Annotated in this window: 31 protein-coding genes; 6 read left to right on the forward strand and 25 right to left on the reverse strand. The window is 49.3% G+C overall.

The window, feature by feature from the left end; translation table 11 throughout:
* Positions 1 to 317 precede the first annotated feature (317 nt).
* The 4 genes from ACYUBO_RS05260 (at position 318) to ACYUBO_RS05275 (ending at position 3910) form a co-directional block, all read left to right on the forward strand.
* On the forward strand, positions 318 to 899 hold the full coding sequence (locus tag ACYUBO_RS05260; RefSeq protein ID WP_460372894.1) for a nucleotidyltransferase domain-containing protein: 582 nt from the start codon (positions 318 to 320) through the stop codon (positions 897 to 899).
* 160 nt (positions 900 to 1059) lie between these two features.
* A complete protein-coding gene (locus tag ACYUBO_RS05265; RefSeq protein ID WP_460372896.1) occupies positions 1060 to 1350 on the forward strand; it encodes a hypothetical protein in 291 nt (96 codons plus the stop codon).
* A 167-nt stretch (positions 1351 to 1517) separates the two neighbouring features.
* Positions 1518 to 3098 (forward strand): IS1634 family transposase, encoded by a 1581-nt coding sequence (locus tag ACYUBO_RS05270; protein ID WP_460372898.1) that lies wholly within the window; start codon positions 1518 to 1520, stop codon positions 3096 to 3098.
* Between the two features lie 344 nt (positions 3099 to 3442).
* On the forward strand, positions 3443 to 3910 hold the full coding sequence (locus tag ACYUBO_RS05275; RefSeq protein WP_460372900.1) for a nucleoside deaminase: 468 nt from the start codon (positions 3443 to 3445) through the stop codon (positions 3908 to 3910).
* On the opposite strand, the gene ACYUBO_RS05280 is transcribed toward ACYUBO_RS05275, so the two are convergent.
* The 6 genes from ACYUBO_RS05280 to ACYUBO_RS05305 all read right to left on the reverse strand — a co-directional run bounded on the left by ACYUBO_RS05280 (position 3904) and on the right by ACYUBO_RS05305 (position 9984).
* A complete protein-coding gene (locus ACYUBO_RS05280; RefSeq protein ID WP_460372902.1) occupies positions 3904 to 4980 on the reverse strand; it encodes an MFS transporter in 1077 nt (358 codons plus the stop codon). The two genes, ACYUBO_RS05275 and ACYUBO_RS05280, sit on opposite strands and share 7 nt — an antisense overlap.
* A complete protein-coding gene (locus ACYUBO_RS05285; RefSeq protein WP_460372904.1) occupies positions 4981 to 6873 on the reverse strand; it encodes a beta-CASP ribonuclease aCPSF1 in 1893 nt (630 codons plus the stop codon).
* A gap of 33 nt (positions 6874 to 6906) precedes the next feature.
* Positions 6907 to 7548 carry an archaeal proteasome endopeptidase complex subunit beta gene (gene psmB, locus ACYUBO_RS05290; protein ID WP_300334055.1) on the reverse strand — a complete coding sequence of 214 codons (642 nt, stop codon included), beginning with the start codon at positions 7546 to 7548 and terminating at the stop codon, positions 6907 to 6909.
* A 78-nt stretch (positions 7549 to 7626) separates the two neighbouring features.
* The gene (locus ACYUBO_RS05295) at positions 7627 to 8475 is read right to left on the reverse strand and encodes a CBS domain-containing protein (protein ID WP_300334052.1); all 849 of its coding nucleotides are present in this window, start codon (positions 8473 to 8475) and stop codon (positions 7627 to 7629) included.
* A gap of 5 nt (positions 8476 to 8480) precedes the next feature.
* A complete protein-coding gene (locus ACYUBO_RS05300) occupies positions 8481 to 8909 on the reverse strand; it encodes a universal stress protein (protein WP_300334049.1) in 429 nt (142 codons plus the stop codon).
* A 43-nt stretch (positions 8910 to 8952) separates the two neighbouring features.
* Complete coding sequence (locus tag ACYUBO_RS05305; protein ID WP_460372907.1) at positions 8953 to 9984, reverse strand: amidohydrolase family protein; 1032 nt, start codon at positions 9982 to 9984, stop codon at positions 8953 to 8955.
* Between the two features lie 76 nt (positions 9985 to 10060).
* Between ACYUBO_RS05305 and ACYUBO_RS05310 the strand changes: the two genes are divergently transcribed.
* Positions 10061 to 10195: a preprotein translocase subunit Sec61beta gene (locus tag ACYUBO_RS05310; RefSeq protein WP_300333873.1), complete on the forward strand. Its 135-nt coding sequence runs from the start codon at positions 10061 to 10063 to the stop codon at positions 10193 to 10195.
* Between the two features lie 4 nt (positions 10196 to 10199).
* Here ACYUBO_RS05310 and ACYUBO_RS05315 read toward each other — a convergent pair whose 3' ends face one another.
* A complete protein-coding gene (locus tag ACYUBO_RS05315; protein WP_460372909.1) occupies positions 10200 to 10940 on the reverse strand; it encodes a coenzyme F420-0:L-glutamate ligase in 741 nt (246 codons plus the stop codon).
* A 155-nt stretch (positions 10941 to 11095) separates the two neighbouring features.
* On the opposite strand from ACYUBO_RS05315, the gene ACYUBO_RS05320 reads away from it, so the two are divergent.
* On the forward strand, positions 11096 to 11368 hold the full coding sequence (locus tag ACYUBO_RS05320) for a DUF1922 domain-containing protein (protein WP_460372911.1): 273 nt from the start codon (positions 11096 to 11098) through the stop codon (positions 11366 to 11368).
* Between the two features lie 9 nt (positions 11369 to 11377).
* Here the strand turns inward: ACYUBO_RS05320 and ACYUBO_RS05325 are convergent, their stop codons facing one another.
* From ACYUBO_RS05325 to ehaB, 18 genes are read right to left on the reverse strand one after another with little or no spacing between them, the layout of a single operon-like run.
* Entirely contained in the window at positions 11378 to 12145 is a 768-nt protein-coding gene (locus ACYUBO_RS05325) for a formylmethanofuran dehydrogenase subunit C (protein WP_460372913.1), read from the reverse strand.
* The gene (locus ACYUBO_RS05330; RefSeq protein ID WP_460372915.1) at positions 12142 to 13842 is read right to left on the reverse strand and encodes a formylmethanofuran dehydrogenase subunit A; all 1701 of its coding nucleotides are present in this window, start codon (positions 13840 to 13842) and stop codon (positions 12142 to 12144) included. The genes ACYUBO_RS05325 and ACYUBO_RS05330 overlap by 4 nt, the downstream gene beginning before the upstream one ends.
* Positions 13835 to 15127 carry a formylmethanofuran dehydrogenase subunit B gene (locus tag ACYUBO_RS05335; protein ID WP_300331715.1) on the reverse strand — a complete coding sequence of 431 codons (1293 nt, stop codon included), beginning with the start codon at positions 15125 to 15127 and terminating at the stop codon, positions 13835 to 13837. The genes ACYUBO_RS05330 and ACYUBO_RS05335 overlap by 8 nt, the downstream gene beginning before the upstream one ends.
* Positions 15117 to 15506: a molybdopterin dinucleotide binding domain-containing protein gene (locus ACYUBO_RS05340; RefSeq protein WP_460372917.1), complete on the reverse strand. Its 390-nt coding sequence runs from the start codon at positions 15504 to 15506 to the stop codon at positions 15117 to 15119. Before ACYUBO_RS05340 ends, ACYUBO_RS05335 begins: the two co-directional genes overlap by 11 nt.
* The gene (locus tag ACYUBO_RS05345; protein WP_460372919.1) at positions 15503 to 16105 is read right to left on the reverse strand and encodes a 4Fe-4S binding protein; all 603 of its coding nucleotides are present in this window, start codon (positions 16103 to 16105) and stop codon (positions 15503 to 15505) included. The genes ACYUBO_RS05340 and ACYUBO_RS05345 overlap by 4 nt, the downstream gene beginning before the upstream one ends.
* Before the next feature lie 5 nt (positions 16106 to 16110).
* The gene (locus ACYUBO_RS05350) at positions 16111 to 17196 is read right to left on the reverse strand and encodes a hydrogenase large subunit (protein ID WP_460372921.1); all 1086 of its coding nucleotides are present in this window, start codon (positions 17194 to 17196) and stop codon (positions 16111 to 16113) included.
* A complete protein-coding gene (locus ACYUBO_RS05355; protein ID WP_300331704.1) occupies positions 17193 to 17648 on the reverse strand; it encodes an NADH-quinone oxidoreductase subunit B family protein in 456 nt (151 codons plus the stop codon). The genes ACYUBO_RS05350 and ACYUBO_RS05355 overlap by 4 nt, the downstream gene beginning before the upstream one ends.
* Positions 17645 to 18025, reverse strand: coding sequence for an EhaM family protein (locus ACYUBO_RS05360; protein ID WP_460372923.1), 381 nt, complete (start codon positions 18023 to 18025; stop codon positions 17645 to 17647). The genes ACYUBO_RS05355 and ACYUBO_RS05360 overlap by 4 nt, the downstream gene beginning before the upstream one ends.
* Positions 18022 to 18270, reverse strand: coding sequence for a hypothetical protein (locus tag ACYUBO_RS05365; protein WP_300331698.1), 249 nt, complete (start codon positions 18268 to 18270; stop codon positions 18022 to 18024). The genes ACYUBO_RS05360 and ACYUBO_RS05365 overlap by 4 nt, the downstream gene beginning before the upstream one ends.
* Positions 18267 to 19109 (reverse strand): respiratory chain complex I subunit 1 family protein, encoded by an 843-nt coding sequence (locus ACYUBO_RS05370; protein WP_460372924.1) that lies wholly within the window; start codon positions 19107 to 19109, stop codon positions 18267 to 18269. Before ACYUBO_RS05370 ends, ACYUBO_RS05365 begins: the two co-directional genes overlap by 4 nt.
* A gap of 5 nt (positions 19110 to 19114) precedes the next feature.
* A complete protein-coding gene (locus ACYUBO_RS05375) occupies positions 19115 to 19318 on the reverse strand; it encodes a hypothetical protein (RefSeq protein ID WP_300333032.1) in 204 nt (67 codons plus the stop codon).
* A gap of 2 nt (positions 19319 to 19320) precedes the next feature.
* Positions 19321 to 19977, reverse strand: a complete 657-nt coding sequence (locus tag ACYUBO_RS05380) for a hypothetical protein (protein ID WP_300333035.1) — start codon at positions 19975 to 19977, stop codon at positions 19321 to 19323.
* Positions 19970 to 20572, reverse strand: a complete 603-nt coding sequence (locus ACYUBO_RS05385) for an EhaG family protein (protein ID WP_460372927.1) — start codon at positions 20570 to 20572, stop codon at positions 19970 to 19972. The genes ACYUBO_RS05380 and ACYUBO_RS05385 overlap by 8 nt, the downstream gene beginning before the upstream one ends.
* Positions 20569 to 21024: an EhaF family protein gene (locus ACYUBO_RS05390; RefSeq protein WP_460372929.1), complete on the reverse strand. Its 456-nt coding sequence runs from the start codon at positions 21022 to 21024 to the stop codon at positions 20569 to 20571. The genes ACYUBO_RS05385 and ACYUBO_RS05390 overlap by 4 nt, the downstream gene beginning before the upstream one ends.
* A complete protein-coding gene (locus tag ACYUBO_RS05395) occupies positions 21021 to 21260 on the reverse strand; it encodes an EhaE family protein (RefSeq protein ID WP_460372931.1) in 240 nt (79 codons plus the stop codon). The genes ACYUBO_RS05390 and ACYUBO_RS05395 overlap by 4 nt, the downstream gene beginning before the upstream one ends.
* On the reverse strand, positions 21257 to 21490 hold the full coding sequence (locus ACYUBO_RS05400) for an EhaD family protein (protein WP_300333050.1): 234 nt from the start codon (positions 21488 to 21490) through the stop codon (positions 21257 to 21259). The genes ACYUBO_RS05395 and ACYUBO_RS05400 overlap by 4 nt, the downstream gene beginning before the upstream one ends.
* Entirely contained in the window at positions 21487 to 21735 is a 249-nt protein-coding gene (locus ACYUBO_RS05405) for an EhaC family protein (protein WP_460372933.1), read from the reverse strand. The genes ACYUBO_RS05400 and ACYUBO_RS05405 overlap by 4 nt, the downstream gene beginning before the upstream one ends.
* Positions 21723 to 22208 (reverse strand): [NiFe]-hydrogenase-3-type subunit EhaB, encoded by a 486-nt coding sequence (ehaB, locus tag ACYUBO_RS05410; RefSeq protein ID WP_460372935.1) that lies wholly within the window; start codon positions 22206 to 22208, stop codon positions 21723 to 21725. Before ehaB ends, ACYUBO_RS05405 begins: the two co-directional genes overlap by 13 nt.
* Between the last annotated feature and the right edge of the window lie 10 nt (positions 22209 to 22218).

A 22218-nucleotide genomic window follows, 5' to 3' on the forward strand; every position in this document is an offset into this window, starting at 1 on the left:
CACCCACTTTTTTGAGAGAGTAAGCGCTGGTGACTGAATGCTTAACACCGCGAGCTGATCTCAAGGATTGACCCCTCACCCCTCCGGGGGGGGGGCACTGCCATCCCCCTCCGGTTCCCGGGTGGGCAACCTGGCGGTCACCAAGCGGGGCTGAACCGCCCCGCCAGTGAGGATGGGAGCGCTTCCGCGCTTATGAGGGTGTATTGGATCTCTGTACCTGCAATGGCTGGTGGAAGCTGCCCGGAAGAGATGCCGGAAGAAGTACCTTTGTCGTCTCTCTCCATAATCATTATATAATTGGAACTTAAATATTCCATGTGGAACAAAATATTACCATTCAGATAACAAAACATCTTATCCGATCAGATTCGTATCCACGGAATCTGGCAAAACAGATTAATACCAGTCATACGACTGTTCTGAGAAAGCTCCGGGAGCTTTTAGAATCCAATGTCGTCGATTACAGAATTGAAGGGAAAAATACGGTATACTTTCTGAAGAAGACAGTTGAAGCACGTGTCTACATCTATATGGCTGAGCACTATCGCCTTATAGAGCTTATCGAACAAAATCCAGGGTTGCGCCCGGTTATCAGGACTATTCAGGACCATCCGGATATATTATTGGTTTTATTGTTTGGGAGTTATGCAAAGGGAACTGTGAACAGACAGAGCGATATCGATCTCTATATTGAGACAAAGGGTGAGATAAACAATTCAGCTAACAAGACGGCAAATGACAGGGAATTAATACGTAACCTTGAGCGGCAGCACACAAAACTTAGTATCAAGACAGGGTCATTTGATCCGGACAACCTCCTGATCCAGGAGATCATCCAGGATCATATTATTCTCAAAGGAGTGGAACGATATTACGAAAAAACAGGATTTTTTAAGTAAACTCTTTCGTGAAGAGAAAATCCGGATCATTGAACCGAATTCAAGGGTTGCAGAGGCGTATAAAAAGAAATCAGAAAGTTTTCTTATTTCATCCAGAATACTTCTGGAGAACGAGTGACTCGAAGAGACTGTCTCGATGGCATACTATAGTATGTATTACATGATGCTTGCGCTTCTTTTCAAAACAGGTATCCAATGCGAAAATCATACAGGAGCAATGCTTCTTCTTCATCGATTATACAGGATTGATAGTACAAGGGTCGCTGCTGCAAAAAAAGACAGAGTCGATAAACAATATTATATAGATTTTGATATCACTGCTGCTGAAGTTTCCAACTCTGTTGAAGAAGCCGAGATATTCAATGCAGAACTTCTTGATTATATTGAGCGGCTTCATGAAGGTGATATCAGACGCCTCAGAGAGAAGGCAAGAGAAATTCTTGAGAGTTAGTGTGCCGCGTCCTGCAGCTCCCTTTCGAACCTGAACTCCCGCTGTTTATAGGCACTGGATCACAATAGGATCTCACATAACCATCTATTTCCTCAATTTATCCTCGATCTGGGCTTTTAATCGAAAGTACTTTATACTATAATGTGCCTATATTATGTGGGCACACCATGGAGCCTATTCGAAGGATCAAAAAAACAGGCGGAAGAGAATACTGGTATGAAGAAACACCATACTACGACCCGGTATCAAAGCAGACTCGATACAAAAACTCCAAATATCTGGGTCGGAATATCGATGGAAAACCCGTCCGTATGCGGGATGCACCACAAGAAGTCAAAGATAAGCTCAAGAAAAATACCCAACCCATAACGATCCGATCTGCCTATGATCACGGCTCAATCATGCTCCTTACGCAGATCATGCATGACCTGAAACTGGATCAGTACCTTCATGAGATCCTCAACGACTCCGATGCGGCAATGGTGACTGCACTTGCAATGAACCGTATTGTCCGACCAATGGCAATGAAAGATGTCGGGACATGGTATGTCGGAACCACCCTTGCCCTTGATTCACCACAGAGGTCTATTACCGGCCAGAGGATCAGTGAACTGCTTGCTCGAATCGGAACCAGTACTGTTCCGCAGCAACTGATGGCAAGACTCCTGGAAGAGAACAGGACGAAACGGACACTGATCTATGATATCACCAGTCTCTCCAGCCATTCTTCCCTGATGAACCTCCTTGAATACGGTTATAACAGGGATGGCGTGTCACTTCCCCAGATTAATCTCTCACTCATCATGGACAAGGAACTTGGTATCCCGGTGATGTACGATCTCTATCCGGGGAGTATTACTGATGTCACAACGCTCACTGGAACCCTGAAGAAAATTGCCGCATATGGCGTGAAAGAGTATACCGCCATTATGGATCGTGGATTCTTCAGCCAGCATAACCTTCTGGAGATGCTGGAACAACAGATTTCATTCATTATCGCTGCAACGATCCAGCTGAAGGAAGTGAAACTCCTTCTCACCGAAGCTCAGCGGGATATCACCAATGTTGAATACCTGCAGAAGTTCAAAGACAGGACGCTCTACGCAAAGCCAGTGACACTCCCGCTTGAGTCCTCTCAATTGAAAGGGTATCTCTTCTATGATCCAAAACGGGAACTCGAGGAGAAAGAATCACTCACCAGCCGCCTGATTGATATCAGAGATAAACTGGCCACTGTCAGGCTGAAGAAGGAAAAACCTGCATATATCAGGTTTTATGAGATAGCTGGCAAGCTTAAGAATTTTTTCGATTGGAAAGCGGTCGATGATCGGATTGAGGCAACCATTCGGCAGAATGCTGTTGCACAACGGATGAACAGAATGGGGAAGTTCATGGTGTTTTATTCAGGAGATGTTGACTGGTTGACTGCTCTGTCTCTGTACAGGGAACGTGATGAGATCGAGAAGGAGATAGAGATGATGAAGTCGGATTTGGATGTTCTCCCACTGAATACGCATAAGGACAGTACCACAAGCGGTTTCATCTTTGTTGTGTTTGTGGCGTTAATTATCCGCACCAGGTTGCTGGGAATGATGAAGGATGCAGGGTTACTGAAGCACTATTCTGTCAAGAGCCTCTTGCTGGAGCTCAATATGCTCAAAAAGATCACTCTTGCAGATGGGCAGGTGATGACGACTGAGATGACAAAGAAACAGCGGCTCATTCTTGAAGCACTTGGGTTCATGTGACTACGTTTTCCGGGAGTTCAGGTTCGAAAAGGAGGACGCCCTCAGCCTGCTGGTCGCATCCAAACTACCTGCTATACCGCACCTCCATGGGCTTATCCTCGCCCGATACCTGGCACCGGTGCTCATTCGCGATTGCTCAGACCCCCATGCTATCCTTATTCCCCCTTCAGGAGAAGGGGGGCATGGGGGTTTGCCGGATTGGTGAGGAGTGTCACAGTACAGCAGGTATCTCTCTGAGATGCACCTGCTTGTAAGCGCTAAAAACATAACAGAATAGCAATACTTCTCCCTCTCCTGAAATACAATCGTGAACCTCTTATCTCACTGATTCCAAAGGGTACAGAATGAACCCGGACTGTATGTGTGAAGCGATCCGTCAGGCGCGAATCGGTATTGCCAAAGGACAGACCCCCTTCGGTGCATGCATCGAATGTAATGGCGATATCATCGCTTCTGCACACAACCAGGTCTTTTCTGACACAGACAGCACTGCCCATGCAGAAATTGTCGCGATCAGGAAGGCAGAAATTCGTCTAAAGAGCATCGAACTTGAAGGTTGCACCATGTATGCAACAACCGAGCCATGCCCGATGTGTTTTGCCGCATGCCACTGGGCAAAGATCTCCCGTGTTGTCTATGGGACATCTATTACAGATGTACAGGCCCTTGGGTTTTCAGAGATGACCATACCAAATACCATTCTGCAGGAAATTGGGGGCAGCACCATGGAGATCATCGGCGGTTTCCTCCTTGAAGAGAACCTCTCGCTTCTCCGGGACTGGGCAGCTATCCCTGACAGAAAGATCTATTGACGTGCTTTAAGCCTGCATTGGCATCGCCCGATGGTAAGGACGACGGTGACTGTGAAGACTGCAGGAACAATAAATGCCAGGAAGAAGGATGAGAATTCAGCGATAAAACCGGTTACAAATGGAAGCAGAAACAGCCCGCCATAGGTTGCAGTATTATAGAGCCCCATCATAGCCCCCTGCGGTGCGCCGGTCTCTGCAAGGAATGCCATCTGGGAGATAATAACAACCCCGGCAAATGCGCCGAGCAGTGGGAATCCGAATGGTGTCAGTAAACAGATGATGACAGATCCGGCGATACCAATGGCTGCGATTCTGATTGTTAAAACCGGCTCAAGGCGTATATGTGAGACGACAAGAACCGAGATCATTGTTGCAAGATTCATACTGGCAATATAAATGCCGGTTAAAAGGGGATCATGTCCGCCAAATTCAGGATAGAGGGCGGTTGCTGCCCCGGTTGTACCCAGGACAACGATTGCAGAGTACCAGAGCCATTTGTACTGGCTCAGATACCGGGGCAGCTCTGTTGGCAGAGAGATCCTTTTTTCTGCAGACTGTTTCATGAAAAGTGAGAGGAGAAATGCAACCCCTGAGATAATAGTGAAGAATAAAAGTCCTGATCGCGGATCGCTGATCTGTGACACAATCCAGCCGGTGCCGGCAAGCCCGGCAAGAAGCCCGGCATTTAATGCTCCCATAAAGAAACCCGAAAGACGGGTATGATCAGAATCAGCATTCAGAAGCGACATTGCCGATGCAATCAGGAGGCCCGCCCCCACTCCCTCAACAACCCGAGCAAGAATTAGTATGAGTGGAGAAATTGTTGTCAGGAGCACAATTCCGGAGATTACGGTTATAGCAAGCCCGGCTCTTATCAGGAGCACAGAGCCAATCCGATCGCTTGCAAGCCCTGCTGGAAAGACGGTGACAAGCGCGCCAAAAAAATAGGCTGAAAAGATGATCCCCTGGAGGGCTGCCCCCTCCCCAAAAGCTGGAAGTACTGGCACAATGGCATTTGAGAGTGCCATTACCGCAAATACTCCAAGAATTGGGGGGATGTGGTTTTTCATCTATACCATTCGATAGGTCTCAAGGTTCATAGGCGAATAGGTCTGGATATGGAACTTCTTGTAGATAGAACTTGCGAGATCGAGTGTTTTACTCTCCTCCCCATGGATACAGAATATCTTCTCTGGTTTTGGATGCATCTTGCCGACGAAGCTCATCAGCTGTCTCCGATCCGAGTGCCCTGAGAATCCTTCAACAGTGGTGACTTCGAGATTGATGGTTATTGAGCCCTTTGTGCCGATTGGTATCTCACGCCAGCCTTTCTGTATACGCCGCCCAAGTGTCCCATCTGCCTGGTATCCGACAAAAACAAGGGTGTTACGTTCATCTGCAGCGAGGTTGTTGAGATATTCTATAACCGGGCCGCCATTCATCATTCCGGATGTCGTAATGATGACAGAAGGATCTCCATTGATCACTGTCTCACGCTTATCAGAAGAATCCACCTGTTCGAAACATTCAGAAAGGAACGGGTTCAATCCCTCGCGGAAGATCTGGTTCCTGAGATCCGAATTTAAGTATTCGGGATAGGTGGTGTGGATGGCTGTTGCCTCTTTGATCATACCATCAAGGAAGATCTTGATAGCCGGAAGTTCGCCTTTTCTGATTCCTTCCTCAAGCGCCAGCATCACTTCCTGTGAACGTCCAACCGCAAATGCAGGTATGATCACCTTTCCCCCACGTTCGATAGTCCTTTTGATCACATCGTACAGCTTCATCTCTGCATCCCTTCGTGCAGGAGTCATATCATGGGATGCACCATAGGTACTCTCCATGAAGATCGCCTCAAGGCGTGGGAAGCTGGCTGTTGCCGGGTTGAAGAGACGGCTTTTACTGTAATTGAAATCGCCTGTAAAGGCAATATTGTAAAGCCCGTCGCCTACATGGAAATGTGCGATCGCCGATCCGAGAATATGTCCTGCGTTATGGAATGTGAGCTTGATATCCGGGGCAATATCGGTGACTGATCCATAGTTCAAGGTGATAGAATTCTTGACATACTGCTTCACTTCATTGGATGAATATGGAGCGGGACGATCTTCCTTTCTGATCACCTCAAGGTAGTCAAGCTGGAGCATTGAGGAGAGATCCCTTGTTGGCGGCGTCGAATAGACAGGACCAGAAAAGCCGTATCTGAAGAGGAACGGGATCAGTGCGCAATGGTCAAGATGTGCATGTGTGAGGACGACGGCATCAAGATTTGCCAGGGGTTGAATCTCAGGAACACCGAGGAACGGTGTAGCGCCATTTGTTGCACCGGGCTTCTCTCCGCAGTCGATGAGTATCCGGCTTTCAGGTGTTGATAGAAGAAATGCAGCCCGCCCGACTTCGCGGCAGCAACCAAGGGTGGTAACCCGGACCCATTGATCTTTGGCGATGATATCCCGGTGAATCCTCCTCCCACTCATGCGGAGGAACTCTTTCCTCTCATCACGATTTGCCCGGAGATACTGCCGAATCTGTTTTACCGTGGAACTCTCGATCGGGGGTGTCCTGACAACCTTTGGCGACCATCCGATACTCTTTGTAATATCCCTTAAGGTCGATCCATTCTTCCCGATGACAACACCGGGCTTTTCTGCCTCGATAAGCACCTCGCCGGTATCCGGATCAAAGAATATATCGGTGATACCGCCATTTTCCGGCACAATCCTGACAATTTCGTCATATGCCTTCTCAGGATCCTCGAGAATGTTCGGGCGGACAACGATCCGTTTCCTGAGATCGCGTGCAAGCACCCTGATCAGATCTGCCTGATCTGCAAACTGTTTGGGATCATCTGTGTAGATGACAAGTTCGGGCCCTTCAAATTCGACATTGGATACCGTTATACCCGGAGGTACTTTACGGTTTATCAGCTCTTTCAGCTCTTTGAGTCTGTCCTCAATTAACATGGAATCTTCCTAAAAAAGTTTTTAAAAAAAATGTTATGTGCGAAGGGTTTTAACGATCTTTTCGAGGGTGCTATCATCAAGCACCTCGAATTTTTCTGCTGTTATAACAGCCAGCTGGTACCCCTCACCAGAACCTGCATCCCGCCTCATGGCAGATTTTAAGGAACGGACAGCAAGTTCGGTTGCTTCTTTCTCTGAGAGTCCTGCCTTGAACCTGTCCTCAAGCACACCAAATGCCATCGGAGATCCGGATCCGGTTGCAACGAAGTCATCTTCACGTGTTGCTCCGCCCATTGCATCAACCGAATAGACAGAAGATCCTGTATCATCCACGCCTCCAACAAGGAGCTGTACATAATAGGGGAAGTAACGGTTCTGGTTTAAGTAATTTGAGAGGAGAGTTGCCGAGGCTCCGACAGAGATATTTGTCCTTCGCCGGATCTGGTAAAGATTACTCTCCACACTCATCAGTCGTGCAAGCTGCTGGGCATCTCCTACACCACCGGCTGTTGTCATGCCGATCGTGTTGGTAATCTGATAGATCTTTTTAGCATTTTTACTTGCGATCATATAGCCCATCGTTGCCCGTTTCTCTGTTGCGAGCACGACTCCATCTGAGAAGACAATTCCGATTGTTGTCGTTCCCTTCATAATCTCCTGTGGCTGTTGCATCATAATATGCCCCCAAAAATCAGAATGAAAAAAATGATTGGTATTGTATCATATTTTAGTGATTACTTATATTAAATATTCTTATTGTGGTGTATAGTCGAGAAGTGCCTTGATAAGCTCCCGATCATAGAGCATTGAAACAAGCCTGTTATCGCCGTTGACTATTGGCAGCTGATCGACACGCCCTCTCTTCATCTTCAATGCACATTCGGAAACCCCGGCATTCGTTGGAACGGCAATAACCTTCTTGACCATTGCAAGTTTAACGGGTTTTGTTGGAAGCTGAATCCGGGATATTCCATAGGAGATCATATGCATGTCACGTATACTCTCCCATGTCCATTCGTCATCGTCTGTGCCGTTTGAAAAGTCGCTTACCTCGACATCGTCCTCAATACAGGAGCACCTGATGAGATCACGTTCGGTAATGATCCCTTCAAGCCTGCTTTCAGAATCAAGAATGGCAATTGCATCCACATGGGCAATCTCCATGATCCTTCCGACAATTGTGAGTGGGGTCTCACTCCAGAGGGCAAATGTTCTAGCAATATACCGGTTCTTGATCTCATCCTTGATCTTCAGCTGGGCAACTGCCCCGACAAGATCGGCAACGCTGATGAGTCCAACGAGTTTGCCGTCTTCAATAACCGGAAGCCGCCTGATATTATTTGTAATGATTATATCTGCTGCCTCTCTCAGGGTTGCATCTGGTGTTATTGAGATTGGGTCATGGGTCATCAATAATGCAATCTGTGTCTCATGAGGATTTCCGAGAAGATCTTTTCTGGTTATGATCCCGATACACTTCCCGTCTTTCATCACAGGAACGCCGCTGATCCCGGTTCTTTTCAGAATCTTCAGGATCTCATCCCTGTTTGCGGGGGTGTCAGCTGTGACCACATTTTTTGTCATGTAGTCACGAACTATCATTGTGCTTATACCCTCACCACCATAGTTGAAACGGTACTATATTTCACGACATGAGCTGAAACACTCCCGATCAAGAGGCGATCGATCTCGGACTTGCCGCGTGAACCAACTATGATCAGATCGGCTTTCACCTGCTCGGCGACGTTGAGGATCTCATTGCCTGCATGGCCGGAGAGGAGATGTTTTGTGAGTGTTATGCCGGCATCAGCAGCTTTTCCCTCAGCTTTATGCAGTGCTTCGGTTCCTTCTTTTTCGAGAAGGCTATAGATGACCTCCCATGTGTTATCCATAGGAACCGATGATATGAGCCCTGTCTCGATGACATAGATTGCATGGAGATTTGCCTTGAACCCACGGGCAAGCTCAACAGCCTTATCAAGAGCATTCATACCAATTTCAGAGCCGTCAATTGCGACCAGGAGTGTGTGAAACATGCGTACCACCAAAATCAGTTCTTTATTATTAGGTAGTTATTAATTAAAAAAGAATTCTATCGAGATGGCATGAACAACCTCGTGTTACCAGTGTTCTCGCGGGGTCGCGGGAGAGATTCAGATTGGATTTTTCTGGATTTACCTCAATAATTGAAGCTTTTCTGCCCTCTTCAATCCAGTATGGGTCTCCAGTGAGTGATGATCCGGATATGCCCATCTCCAGAATGGTACGCGCGGGAATATCCGTAATCACAGAGAGAAATGCCATCTCGCGCCAGAGATCCGGCTGAACGAACATTGCGTTATCTGTGCCAAGGAAGACTCTGCATCCCAGATCGATCATATCCTGAACCGGCGGATGATCCGGCGATCTGGTGACCCCGAGGATCCAGTTTGATCGTGGACAGATGGCAATCGGAATTCCTTCATCTGCACACCGCCGGAGATCGGTCCGGCTGGCATGTGTGCAGTGGATGAGAAGATCGGGCTCATAGGCGAGTGCACCCTCAATATCATCATTATCACGTTCCCCGGCATGGATTGCAATCATATGGCCGGCACGGCGGGCAGCTTCAATCTCTGAGTCAAGATTCGGCAGGTCACGGACACTGCTGATCCCAAAACCATCAGAGGTTAACTCGCCACCTTCCCTTCCAAAGATAAGGGGCTGTGTGGACATGCCGTTTGCAGCCTCCAAAAGCGCCTCAACACCTTCTACTCCCCCTTCACGAAAATCAGCAAAGCCTGCACACCCGGTCTGCTCCATAAACCCTATGGTCGCGTGCATGGCAGAGACAAGGGCACCTCTCTCCGTCGCGCGCAGAATCCGGTGTTTCAATCCATCAGGTGGTGTTACAATCGACTCCAGATCCCCATCAACAGGCAGATCCATTGCCACGGCATCGCCTATATGCGTATGAGCATTGAAGAGTGCTGGAAGTATCCAGCGTTTTCGTGGATTATTTACCTCTTCAATCGATCTGATGATTCCATCTGCAATTTCAATCCGAACCGGCCGGAGTGATAATTCATCACCTAAAAATGCGAACCCCTCAATGGAGGTAACAATCTCCATATCCTACCTATTGACCGTTTGTTTAAATATATGCACGGAGAAACCTGTCTGCATGGCAAAGAAGAAAGGTGGAAGAATGATATCCTCCGCAGGCCTTGTCACATACTATGACAGCGAGGATCGGCGTCAGGTCACCATTGACCCAAAGACCGTGATCGCAGTGGCAATTAGCATTGGAGTCTTTATCTTCATTATGAATCTCATATACTAACTCATCATCTCTTTTTCAGGGCTTCTTTGATGATATCTTCGGATTCCTCAAAATAGAGCATATCGTGCCCGCTCCAGGTCTCCATGTTCCGGAAGACAACTGCTGGAACTCCTTTATTGCTTTCGCCCATCACGAAGTTTGCAAAACCGGCGATCTCATCAGCAACCGCTTCTTCAGTTATGAGAAGCTCATGGCCAAAGAGATCGTGATCACCCCGGAAATCACGAATTGCGGTCATACCGCTCCACCCTATAGCATGGCCTGTCTGTCCACGCCGGAACGCCCGCCCGCAGGTATCGGTCAGGATAACTCGTATATCGACACCTGACTTCTCCCTGATCTCCGATCGGATCGCCTCAGCTGCACCCATAGGATCTGCTGGGAGAAGAATCACAATGCCATCCTCCACATTGCTGTGATCGACACCTGCCCGGACACCGATATGGCCGGAGGGAAGTCTTGAGAGGATGAAGGGGTGATCAAGGATGATCTCAACTGAAGAGTCAAGTACTGCCTGGACAAAACAGGGATCCTCACGGGTCATAGAGGCAATCCGCCCGGCTTCAGGGCCGGGTATTATCTCATCAAGACTCCGTATATTTCCGACAGACTTGGAATAGACAGAACTGGCGACACAGAGAATGTCCCCGTCCATAAGAGTAATCCGATCAGAGATGAGCCCGGCGAGATCATCACCCGGCTGGATAATAGGGAGGTTTTCAACCCCGATAACTTCAATTGACATTTTGCTCACTTCTGTTATCTGCTGGATAGAGATTAATCTCTTTGCTGATGAGTTTACCCTACGGAGGGCAGCAGGAGGGTGAAACAGTATCAGATGGGGGTTTCCGATCACCTTCCGATACATTTATCATCAAATCCGTATACCTTCGGGTACGTATGTACATCATAATCCGGTGTCCGGGGTGCCGGTCATTTACCTATATGGATCATCTTCAGAGATGGAAACTCTGCCCGGTCTGTGGGGAGATCATCAGTTCACAGAAGGCGCCGATCTATATTGAGGTGCAGACCTATGCTGAGGCCGATCAGATCGTCTCCCAGCTTGAGGAATACCTCAGAAAGACACGGCGGGGTGACCTCACAGATGATGAGATCGCACGTCTTCGCGCCACCTATGCACGGTGGGTGAAGGCGCACATCCCTGTGTAGTCACATTATTCATTGAAGATAGGTGAAGCGGGCAGTATAGAGATCTCCTTTTCCACGGTTTGCCACATCACCTCTGAAATGGTGAAACAGAAGCCCGTCATGATTGATTGTCCCTCTCTTTTCAAAGGTAGGGATCATCTCCTCCGCAGATCCATACACATAACAGGTGCCACCTGACATATTCGCACAGACGCGGCTTGTATCCCCGAGGATGGTGACGGTTCCGCCCTTCATCTCCGCACATGCAAAATCTCCGGTATTGCCATGGATAAGCACCTCACCACCGGCAATATGCTCGCATGCAAAATCGCCGACTGATCCGAGTATCTCAACCGATCCACCACGCATACCTCGGCGTCCGCCACGGTATCCGCTTGCACAATAATCTCCTGCATCCTCATGGCAGATGATCTCACCGCCTTTCATCTCGCGTCCAAGCCAGCCATCTGCCGAGCCAAGTATCTCGATTCTGCCGCCGGACATAAAATTCCCGCAATGCATCCCGATATCGCCTTCAATGGTGATTGTCCCACCAGTCATATATTCACCGACACGTTTGACGAGAGATGCTTCTCCGCGTATCAGAATCTCGATCTCATCAACTGACGATGCTGTCCCCTCAATACCAACCTCTGCAAGCTCACCGAGATGTACAGTCCTGTTTCCTTCACCAACACAAATCTCCCTGTTATTGAAGAATGCATCCGGGGTGATCATCTCGGCTTCGATTGGGATGAAAGGGTTCCTGCGGTTTCTGAAGGTGATGGTCACATTCATAAATCTGTCTCCGTTTCAATGCAGTGATTTCTGTGGAGATATTCTTCCTGGACAGGATAATTACTCATCCTGATACTGTAGTATCGCTCAAAGAGTTCCTGAAATGCGGTGTCATGCTGCATATCATAGGCAGCAGGAACCTTCGGCTTCACCCAGAAGGTGGTATTTTCACCATCGATGATTGCATCTCCACGTCGGGAAACGACGCGTCCTCGTTTAATGGTATATTCGGTCTGTGAAAAGCCTTTTATCACCCTCTCATATTCAGCAGAGGGGTCAATCTCATCGATCCTTATTGGATAAATGGCAATATCCGCCTCTGCCCCTGGCGATAGATGGCCTTTGCCGAGATCGGTGATCCCAAGCGCCCGGGCCTGCCCTGCTCTGGTCATTACTGCAATATCATACCAGTTTAATTCCCGTTCAATCGCCGGGAGAGGAACACGCTTTTCTGTGTCCTGATGGATTGTTGCAAACTCGGCGTCACGATACCGCTTGCTCATCAGGAGGGCAATGATCTCAGGATACTTGACAAAGGGAGCACCGTTTGGATTATCTGTTGTCAGGAGGCATTGCCAGGGATTTTTCACAAGAAGGGCAAGTTCAAGTCCGATCGCCCACATGATGCTGTTGACCAGATTCTTTTTCCGGTAATTGACAGGGATGATACCGGATCCTGTTTCAAGCTCGACATCATGGTTGCTCCATTTATCGTGGTGGAGCCGGTAGAGGTTGAACTCCATCGGTCCGTCAGCTGTCATCGTTGTTGTCCTGCCAAACATCACCTGTCCCATATCAATGACGATCTGCGGCCGAAAGTTCACCACATTTGCAACCGGCTCGCTCTTTGAGCAGAAATCTCCCCATCCGCTTCCGCCATAGGAATGGAACTGGACGTGGGTGGCATAGAGTGACTGGCGTTTGTCATTTAAGTCGGGAACATGCCCGAAGGTTCCGATAGTGCAGGTGAAATTCCCGGGTGTTCCGAGGTTGTTGCAGTGGAGGTGAACCGAATGGGGGAGATGGAGTATTTCATTTGCCTCGATTGTCCCTTTGATGATCTCAGCAGGGGTGAGATCAAAGGTTGGAATCGTCTCATTGATACAGGAGACGTTCTTCCCAAAGCCCCAGGCTTCTGTTCCGCCGGGATTAGTCAGTTTGATGGCAAATCCTTTCACGGCAGTGAGCGTCCATGCAATGATTGCTGCTGCACGTTTAATGTCCCCGTCTTCAAGCGCCCTGAGCATTCCCCAGTTCCCGTCAAAGAGGGTATTGGCAAACGAGTCCTGAAGCGGTGTGAACTTGAACTCCTCATGGGTATGGCGGGCTTCAAGCGGGGCCATCGCACCTTCAACGAGTGTGGTGTACCCAAGTGCACTGTACCGGTAGCTGTTTCCGTACGTTGTTGGAACACTATAGCCCGAGGTGATATGCATGTGTCCTTTCTTTGCAGTCCGGCCGGCACGCATATCCTCCGGACTCATGTACCTGCCAAAGTTCACTTTTGTCCCTGATGTATGCGTATGTGAGTCGATTCCTCCCGGGAGGGTGAGGAATCCCTGGCAATCGATCACCTCGGCCTTTGGGGATGCATCTTCGACGATCCTGCTCCCGGAGATGGCGATATCCATCACTTCCCCGTTGATGCCGGATATCGGATCGATAACATAGGCATTCTTCAGCAGTATCTCAGCCATGTGATCTCATCTCCCGAATACGTGTGACTATCCGCTCAAGAATCTCCTGATCGGTTGGAAACTCGGTTTCAAGTACTTTCTTCATCCTGATCGGAACTCCATCCATCCGGTATGCGGTTCCGGCAGCTTCGATCCCGGTAATTGCAACAGGTATCTGCACCTGGCAGAGAGCGGTTGTTGCATTGACACAAGGATCAATCTGTACTGTTGGTATCGCTGCCATATGTTCAATCGTTGATTTTGGGAAATGTGCACCGGGATCGCTTGCTACAACCAGGCAGGCATCCGGCTCTTTTCTCTCAAGGAGATCGATGACGGTAGTCTCGCCGGGATTATAGAAGGCGATACCCCGTGAGAAATCAACTGCAAACGGATACCCTGCCATCCAGGTGAGGACTTCATTGAATCCATAGACATTGAAGTGGCCACGCATTGCACTGATAGTAAATTTCGTCTTCCTGTTGAGCTCTGATACGAGTTCGATTGCATTTCTGACATTCTTGTATTTGCCACGGCTCATCGTGACCCCGAGTCCAAAGAATACGGCGCCAAATTTTGCTTTCATCATCAGATCAGCGACACGCTGGAGCTGGACTTTTTTCACACCGGCAACAGAATCCGGTATTACATCCCCTCTTCCGCGGACAATTGCACGGAGGGCTGAAAGGACAAGATAATCGCCACCCGGTTTCACCTGTATGAATTCATCTGCAATCTTTGCCCCCTCGGATCTCCTGATATCAACAACAATGACTTTTCTATCGGTAGCTGTGTTATCGATGAAGTATCCGTCGGCATAGGTTGTGTACCTGCTCATGTGCCTCGGATGTGCTTCAATCGGATTGCATCCCCAGTAGACAACGAGATCGGCACGGTTCTTCACCTGGCCGAGAGTACAGCCGGGGTGTCCCACCTCCTGGATTGCCAGGATGGATGGATTATGGCAGACTGAGGTTGTACTGTCGATAAGTGCCCCTATCTCTTCTGCAAGGTGGACACCAACAACCTGTGCCTCTCCAATCGTTCCACTCCATCCATACAGGAGTGGACGCATTGCGTCTGAGAGGATGCGGGCTGTCTCATCGATCGCCTCTTCATAGGTTACTTCAACCCATTTCCCGTCTCTTCTCATGATTGGGTGTTGTAGCCTGCCTTTTGAGAGGAACTTGGCATTCCCGAGAGTACAGCAGTTTTCAACGCCGGTAATCCTGTTATCCTCTAGCCGGACACTGATATCGTCACAGAGACACCCACAGAACGGGCAGGGAACATCCTTAATGTCCATAGCGAAGCCCTCCAACTATCTCCATCAGATCCCATACGGTGGGCACAGGATCGTCTGTTGGCTCAATTTCAACGGTAATATCCTTATAATCGGGCATCCCGGTTGCATGGGTATAGCCTCCTGTGATCGCATTCGCATATGGACCGAGTGCGATATAGACACAGCCTGTCTGTATATCCTCACTTGTTTCTGTGGTAAGAACAACAGAACCAAAGTCACTTGTAACATGTACCCGGTCACCTGATTCCAGTCCAAGCTCCATGAGATCGAGTGGGTGAATGTATATCATTGAGGTTGCCCTCTGGTATCCTTTCGAGAGCTTATGTTCGATGAATGAACCCTGGGGGACTGTCCTTCCGGATGAGAGTGCAAATCTCATTCTTCCACTCCCTGGAGCGCTTCAACAACACGGGCAACCCGGATAGCCTGGTTTGAACAACTCTCTTCACAGGTCTTGCATCCTGTGCATTTCTCTTCATGGAGCACCTTGTTCTGGCCGGTGTCCACACGCATGATCACCTCGCCTGAGCTTGATGTTCCGCTGGAACGGAGTGACGGATCGATCTCCCTGTTCACCGGGCATGCAACTGTACAGTTCCCACATCCCATGCACTTAGACTGGTCGATCTCAATATGAAATGTGCCCTTGAGTGTGAGCTCTTCTTCTTTTTTGTATGCCAGTATTCTTCCGCTTGTAAGCACATCTTCAGGACATGCCTCAATACAGAGTCCGCACCTGATACAGTGTCCTTTTGTGATCTCTGGCCGCCAGATTTCCTCCCGCTTTACAACAGTAATTGCATCAGGAGCCGGGCAGATCATCATGCAGGCAAGGCAGTGTGTGCATTCCTTGTCTGTTAACTCTGGAAAATCCCGGAAGTACGGGGGAGTCACAAGGGGGGCGGTTTTCGCTGTGAAGAATGTAGTAATCCATTTGGGCCGCAGAAATTCCCTGATATAGTAGATGATCGAGAACACGGAACTTACCTCTCTGTACAGGCGATGCAGGGATCTGAGCTGATGAAGATCGAGGTTATATCAGCTGCCGACTGCGCATCTATCAGCATTGCATGGGAGCAGACCTGGATGTTCGGAATTGATGGTGTCTGGATGGCTATCTCAAGAATCCTGCCATAATCGTCTGTTTTGAGTTCATAGAGGAGTTCGCCTCGCGGGGCTTCACCCCGATAGCTGATCGACCCTGCTTTGATTACGCCTCCTCCACGGATCGGCCCTTCTTTCATGGCGGCAAGTGCCGATCGTATGAGGCTTGTGCTCTGGAATACCTCTTCAAACCTGACCATAATACGGGCATAGTTATCCCCTTCCTGCCTGATGATGGGAGAGAAACCAAGTGCCCTGTATGTGGGGTGAGTTGATCGCTGATCATTGTCGATTCCGCTCGCCCTCGCAGTAGGGCCGACAGCATGCGATTCGATAGCCGCTTCCCTGGTGAGTATGCCGATCTCTCTTGAACGGAGGGCGATGAGTGGCCCTGTCTCAAATATCTTCACAAACCGTGACAGTTCGGCATCTATGTGATCGAGCGCGGATTTGAGTTTTTCTGCATCATCCGTGGATAGATCAGAGCGGACCCCTCCCGGTACAATATATGCGCAGGTAACCCGTGCTCCCGTGATCAGCTCGAGCTGATCCATCACCGTCTCACGGAGGTTTAACAGGTACATCGCAAGGGTTTCGTGCTCGATTGTATAGCAGTATGAGTAATTTGCAAGGAGATGGCTCTGCATCCGGTCGAGTTCGTTTACGATAACTCTCAGGAACGCGGCACGTCCTGTTGGGACAATGCCACTGATATTCTCCACTGCTTCAATGAAGACAAAGTTATGAATCACCGAACAGATCCCACATACACGTTCTGCAAGGAACATCACTTCCTGCCAGGGCCTTCCCCGCATGATCCGCTCGATCCCTTTCTTCACATAGCCCAGTTCAACCTCGGCTGAAAGGACATATTCGCCCCGTGTTTCGCATTTTATACGGCATGGTTCCTTAAAGCAGGGATGCATCGGGCCAACCGGGAGGGATATGTCGACTGTCTTTTTCATTTCTTCGTCTCCTCGTAATCTTTGAAGATTATTGGTGCCAGCGAGAGGATGGTACTGATGATCTCTGTCGGGCGGGGGGGACAACCCGGGATCTCAGCTGCTATCGGGATATGTTTTGATACCGGCGGATCGACAAGGGTCTCCGGACGGTTGAAGACGCATCCTGATATCGGGCAATTTCCGATGGCGACTGCAACTTTTGGATGAGGGATCTTATCCCAGAGCGGCTTGAGCTTGTCTTCCCACTGCGGACTGAAAGCTCCTGTGATCAGGAGAACATCGGCTTCTCTTGGATTGTTGTGCACATAGATTCCGTACTGTTCGATATCATAGCGGGGAGAGAGACATGCGAGAATCTCGATATCACAGCCATTACAGGATCCGACATTGACATAGGCAACATGGATTGAGCGTGATCGGACGGCATTTTTGAGACTTTGAAGAAGACTCATGATCGGATCATCTCCAGCACCTCCATCTGTGCCTTGGAAATCGCAACCTCCTGTGTGATACCATTCTGTATCCTCTGAAGGTACTGTTCCCTGACCCGGGCCCCCTCTTCCCTTGACAACAGATGAAAAGCCTGGACAAGGAGAGGGATGCCAAGCAGCCTCTCAGTCTCGTCCCCCGTTTCTCTTGCCGCATCAGAGCGTGCTGGAAGATTCTCAAGAAACATCATATCGGAGCTCTCAATGAGTATCTTTCTGAGCTGCTGGCGTTTTATACCAAGGGTTGCGGCAAGCTCCTGCACGACTGCATCATGGCGTCTGCTCTCGAGGATGATGAGTTTCATCTGCCTGAGATCCTTTTCATAGAGATACCTGTTCATAGAATCCCTCCGGCAACCAGGAGTCCGTATATCGCAAAAACCAGTATGGAACACCAGATTAAGATCATCTCAACCCTCTTCAGCTGTTTTTCATCAGAGATGAAGAGTGTGGAACCAATTCCAAGAAGAATGAGGATTCCGATGATGGCAGCAACAAGTACAGCGCCTGTGGCTGTACCCTGTATCAGAAAAATACAGATATACAGGAGAAGACCTGCAAGAAGGCAGTTACGAATCAGGTTCATGCAAATACCCCAAGATAAATGATATAAATCGCAATGAGTCCGGTTGTGAGTGTCTGAACGGTAACGCTGTCATAGGGTGAGAGCATCGGGGTGGCTGCACAGACAAATGAGAGTGTTATCATCAGGATCAGAATTGCAAGCAGCGTGAGGGGAAGGCCGATTGGCCCGATGAAGACGATCACAAACGTATACAGGAGGACAAACGTCTTCAAACCAAATGCAGCATTCATCAGGCCTCTCCAGACACCGAAGTGCTCTGTCCAGTATCCGCTCACGATCTCTTTTGCCTCAACAATCGAGAAGGGGCCATAGTGGATCTTTGAGAGAATTACCATATAAAGAGCGATTGCTGCCGGGAATGCCACAAAAAGAAGCGGCCCGTTGACTGCCTGGTATGCCTCGATATCACGGAGCATAAGCGATCCAGTGATGAGATAAATGAGGGCGACACTTGAGAGGAGGGGAAGTTCAGATGCGGCTGAGACAACTGATCGTATTGCTCCGAATTTGGCATAGGGTGATCCCGAGGCAAGACCGATTCCGTGTTCGACTATCTTGTGGAGCACGTAGAGTGCAAACAGAAGGAGAAGGCTCTCCTGCGTGATCAGGAGCATCAAAGCTGCGGTCCAGATCGCAATTGAGATCCCAACCACGGTAACAAAAACACCCTGGCTTGCTGTTTTTGGTATCCATGACTCCTTTGCAAGGAATTTAAGGGTATGAAGTATCTCCTGCCAGATCGGTGGCCCCGGCCTTCCCTGTATCCGTGCGATCACTTTCCGGTGGATACCGTGGAGCAGGAGTCCGGCAAACATTGCAGCAATGATGTATTCGATCATAGATTCTAGTACCCCATAAACGGAATGTCCCCGTCAATTACTTCAGCCGAGAAGAGAAGCCCGACTGAGATAAGAAAAACAGGTGCCAGTACGATACTCAAAACAGCAGCAACAGGCACCGATACAATGCCCTGGTGTCCTGATACTGAAAGTACAATAAGAAGGATGCCGGAGATGATGGCAATCAGCTGGACATAACTTTTCTTCATCTTCAAATCACCAGGACTATCTCTGTTACCCGCAGGAAGAGCAGGAGTGAACTGAAATGGATCATCAGGACAAAGGGAGCTCCCTGTGCCCTGATAATCTCGGCTTTACCGATATACAGCGGTGCGATACCCTCTCCCATCACGCCGAGGATTAACAGCGCCTTTGCAAGCAGAGGCACTGCTCCCATCCCGGCAAGCGTCCAGATCGAGAGTGTTCCTGTGGTTGCCAGGATGATTGCGGCTGCGCCAAAGAGTGGAACCGTTGCGATCATTGCAACGATTCCATACTGAAATGCAGCATTTAAGACATGGCGGTTCCCGGCAGATGCGACAATTGCGATATTTGTGATTCCAACCAGAACCGCAAAGAGGGTGAAGTTGAAGATATCGCCTGTCAGCACTGCTCCTAGCGTGGCAAAACCACAGGCAATCGCCATGAACCGGGAGAATCGTGTGTCATCTTCTTTTATCTCCTTTTCATAGTACGCATCACCGCCAAATATGATATTCAACTGCCGCTCAGGGTGGTCGAATGCCGAGATCAGGATGAAGATCAGGACAAATGCAGCAAGTGTGGCAGAATAAATACTAAAGTACGGGACAATATCTCCAAATGGAAGTGCAAAGAGTTCTGCACCCTCAATATTCAGATCAAACATCTGATTCACCCCGCATGGTGCCGATTAGGGAGAGCTTCGCTGTTACTTTGATGAGGATTGCGCCACCCGCAATCATCACCGCCAGGAACCATTGTGACGGGAAGATCAGCATGATAAAGAATGCACCAATCCACGCAACCCAGGCATATCCGCTCACTGTCTCAATCAGCTCAAAGCGTTCCTGGTGCCCTTTGCAGATGATATAGAAGATGACTCCGAGTCCTGCGACTGCACCGCCGGAGAATCCGGAGAGGAAGATCCCGTATAGTACCAGGATCGACGCCAGGATTGCGGGGGCACTCTGGAGCACCTCAATATCAAGTGTCCTTACCGGCTGGTTCCCCCAAATCCCCTCTTTCACAAGGTAAATCTCAGCAAGTGCCATCAGTTTTGAGATGGTGACCACAAGGCCGGGGAGAATCAGCGCCTCAGCAAGGTCGGTTCCAACAAGCGCAATCAGGAAGAGCGCCATCACCGAGGCGAGATCGGTGAGGAGAAGCCTGTGCAGGTCATCGGTCTCTTTCATAAACGAGAAGAAGGCGATGATGATGCAGAGGGATGCTGCAAACATCCCGGTATGGAATGTTTCGATCATTCGTCCTCCCTCCGGCGGAAGAGGTATGCGGCAACGGCAAACCCGACAAAGAGAATTGTCGTCTCTACAACGGTATCGAGGCCACGTGTTGCATAGAGAATCTCATCAATGATCCCGCCCGGATGAGCTACAATGGTTGTTCCCATATGCGGAGTTGCGCTGGCGAGTGCAAGGGAAAGCGGAGTAAGATACGCCGTGATGTACCCAAGATATGGTGAATTGCCGGGATACTCTGCTAAGATGCCTGTTGATTCAAAGGGGATGCCGCCCCGATCATAGGGATCGAGCGGACTGTCGCGATCGATCGTCTTCGGATAGAGGCGGTCACCCTTGTAATCGAGGGAAGGGATGCCCGCTATCCCGGCAAGCACGACAATGATCACCAATATGGCATAGACCCGGGAGAGATTCGTAAAGTTTGAGAGGATCCCGGAGATTCTGCGGATGATCATTTTCTCGCCTCCTTCTTCTCGATTGCACGGACAAAGAGGAATGTTGAGATGGCAGTGACAGCAATAAAGGTCAGGAGTGCCAGCGTCTCGTCAAATGAAAGCATCACAAGGAGGATGCCAAATGCCGGAAGTTCGAGATTTATCAATCGGGTGATATAGTCTTTTGGAGATGGCCAGGCTGTGGCAACAGTTCCGAGGATAATGAGACCAAACCCGATAATAAACTCAGGACTCATCGGACTTCCCTCCCGAGGAGGAGGAGAACCAGAATTGTTGTTATTGGAATGACAAGGGAGATGACGATTGCAACATCAAGATAGCCACGCATTACAATAAGCGGAATAACCCCCGCAGAGAGGAGTGAGAGGCCGATCAGCTTGTCAAAGGGATTCTTCCAGAGGGCGGTTGCTACCGCTCCAAGGAAGATCAGTCCCGCGAGGGCGAGTGTAATGATCTGCTCGATCATTCCTGCCTCCTCCGTGCAATTGCGCTTGCTATCGCATTTGCTTCAAGGGTGGATCCAACAAAGTATGCGGCAGCGGCAACAAGGGTGAGCGGATGAGGAAGAATAAAGACGATTAAACCGGCGATCCCAAAGTTCATGACATTGACAAACGGGAGTTTCAGGAGTGTTTCCTTTTCAAGGACTGTTCGAACTGCCCCATAGAGAGCGATACTCATGCAGATTGCTTCGGCAATCAGGCTCTCCACCTCCAGAAATATCCAATTAACCGGCTGGCATGGATATGGGAGATCCCCTGTATTGTGAGGATGGCCAGTACCATTCCGGCAATGAAATCTGATGCGAAAAATCCGATCTGCATAAATCCGGCAATGATAAGCGTCGCTATCAGGGCTCCGCTTGTTCCTGCATACCCCTTATCATGGCAGATCCGGTTTCCTATATAGACGAGAACAGCGGCTGCGATCCCCCCCGGGATGCCTGCAACAAAGACACCACAGGCGGCAAGGAGGGTTCCCGCCGATGCATCAGGTGAGCAGACGATGTTGCCCATCATCCATCCGCCATGCTGATCTCCATCACGGCCGGCAATTGCCTCTCCAATTGCATCCGCGCCACTAACGCCTCCCTTTTGGGGAAGGCGCCAGAATATATCGAGCGATAGAAAGAGAATCCATGCGATGACGGCGGCAACCACTATTCTTCCGAACTCTTCAAGCATGGTGCATCAG

This window comes from Methanocalculus sp. MC3 (assembly GCF_054767395.1).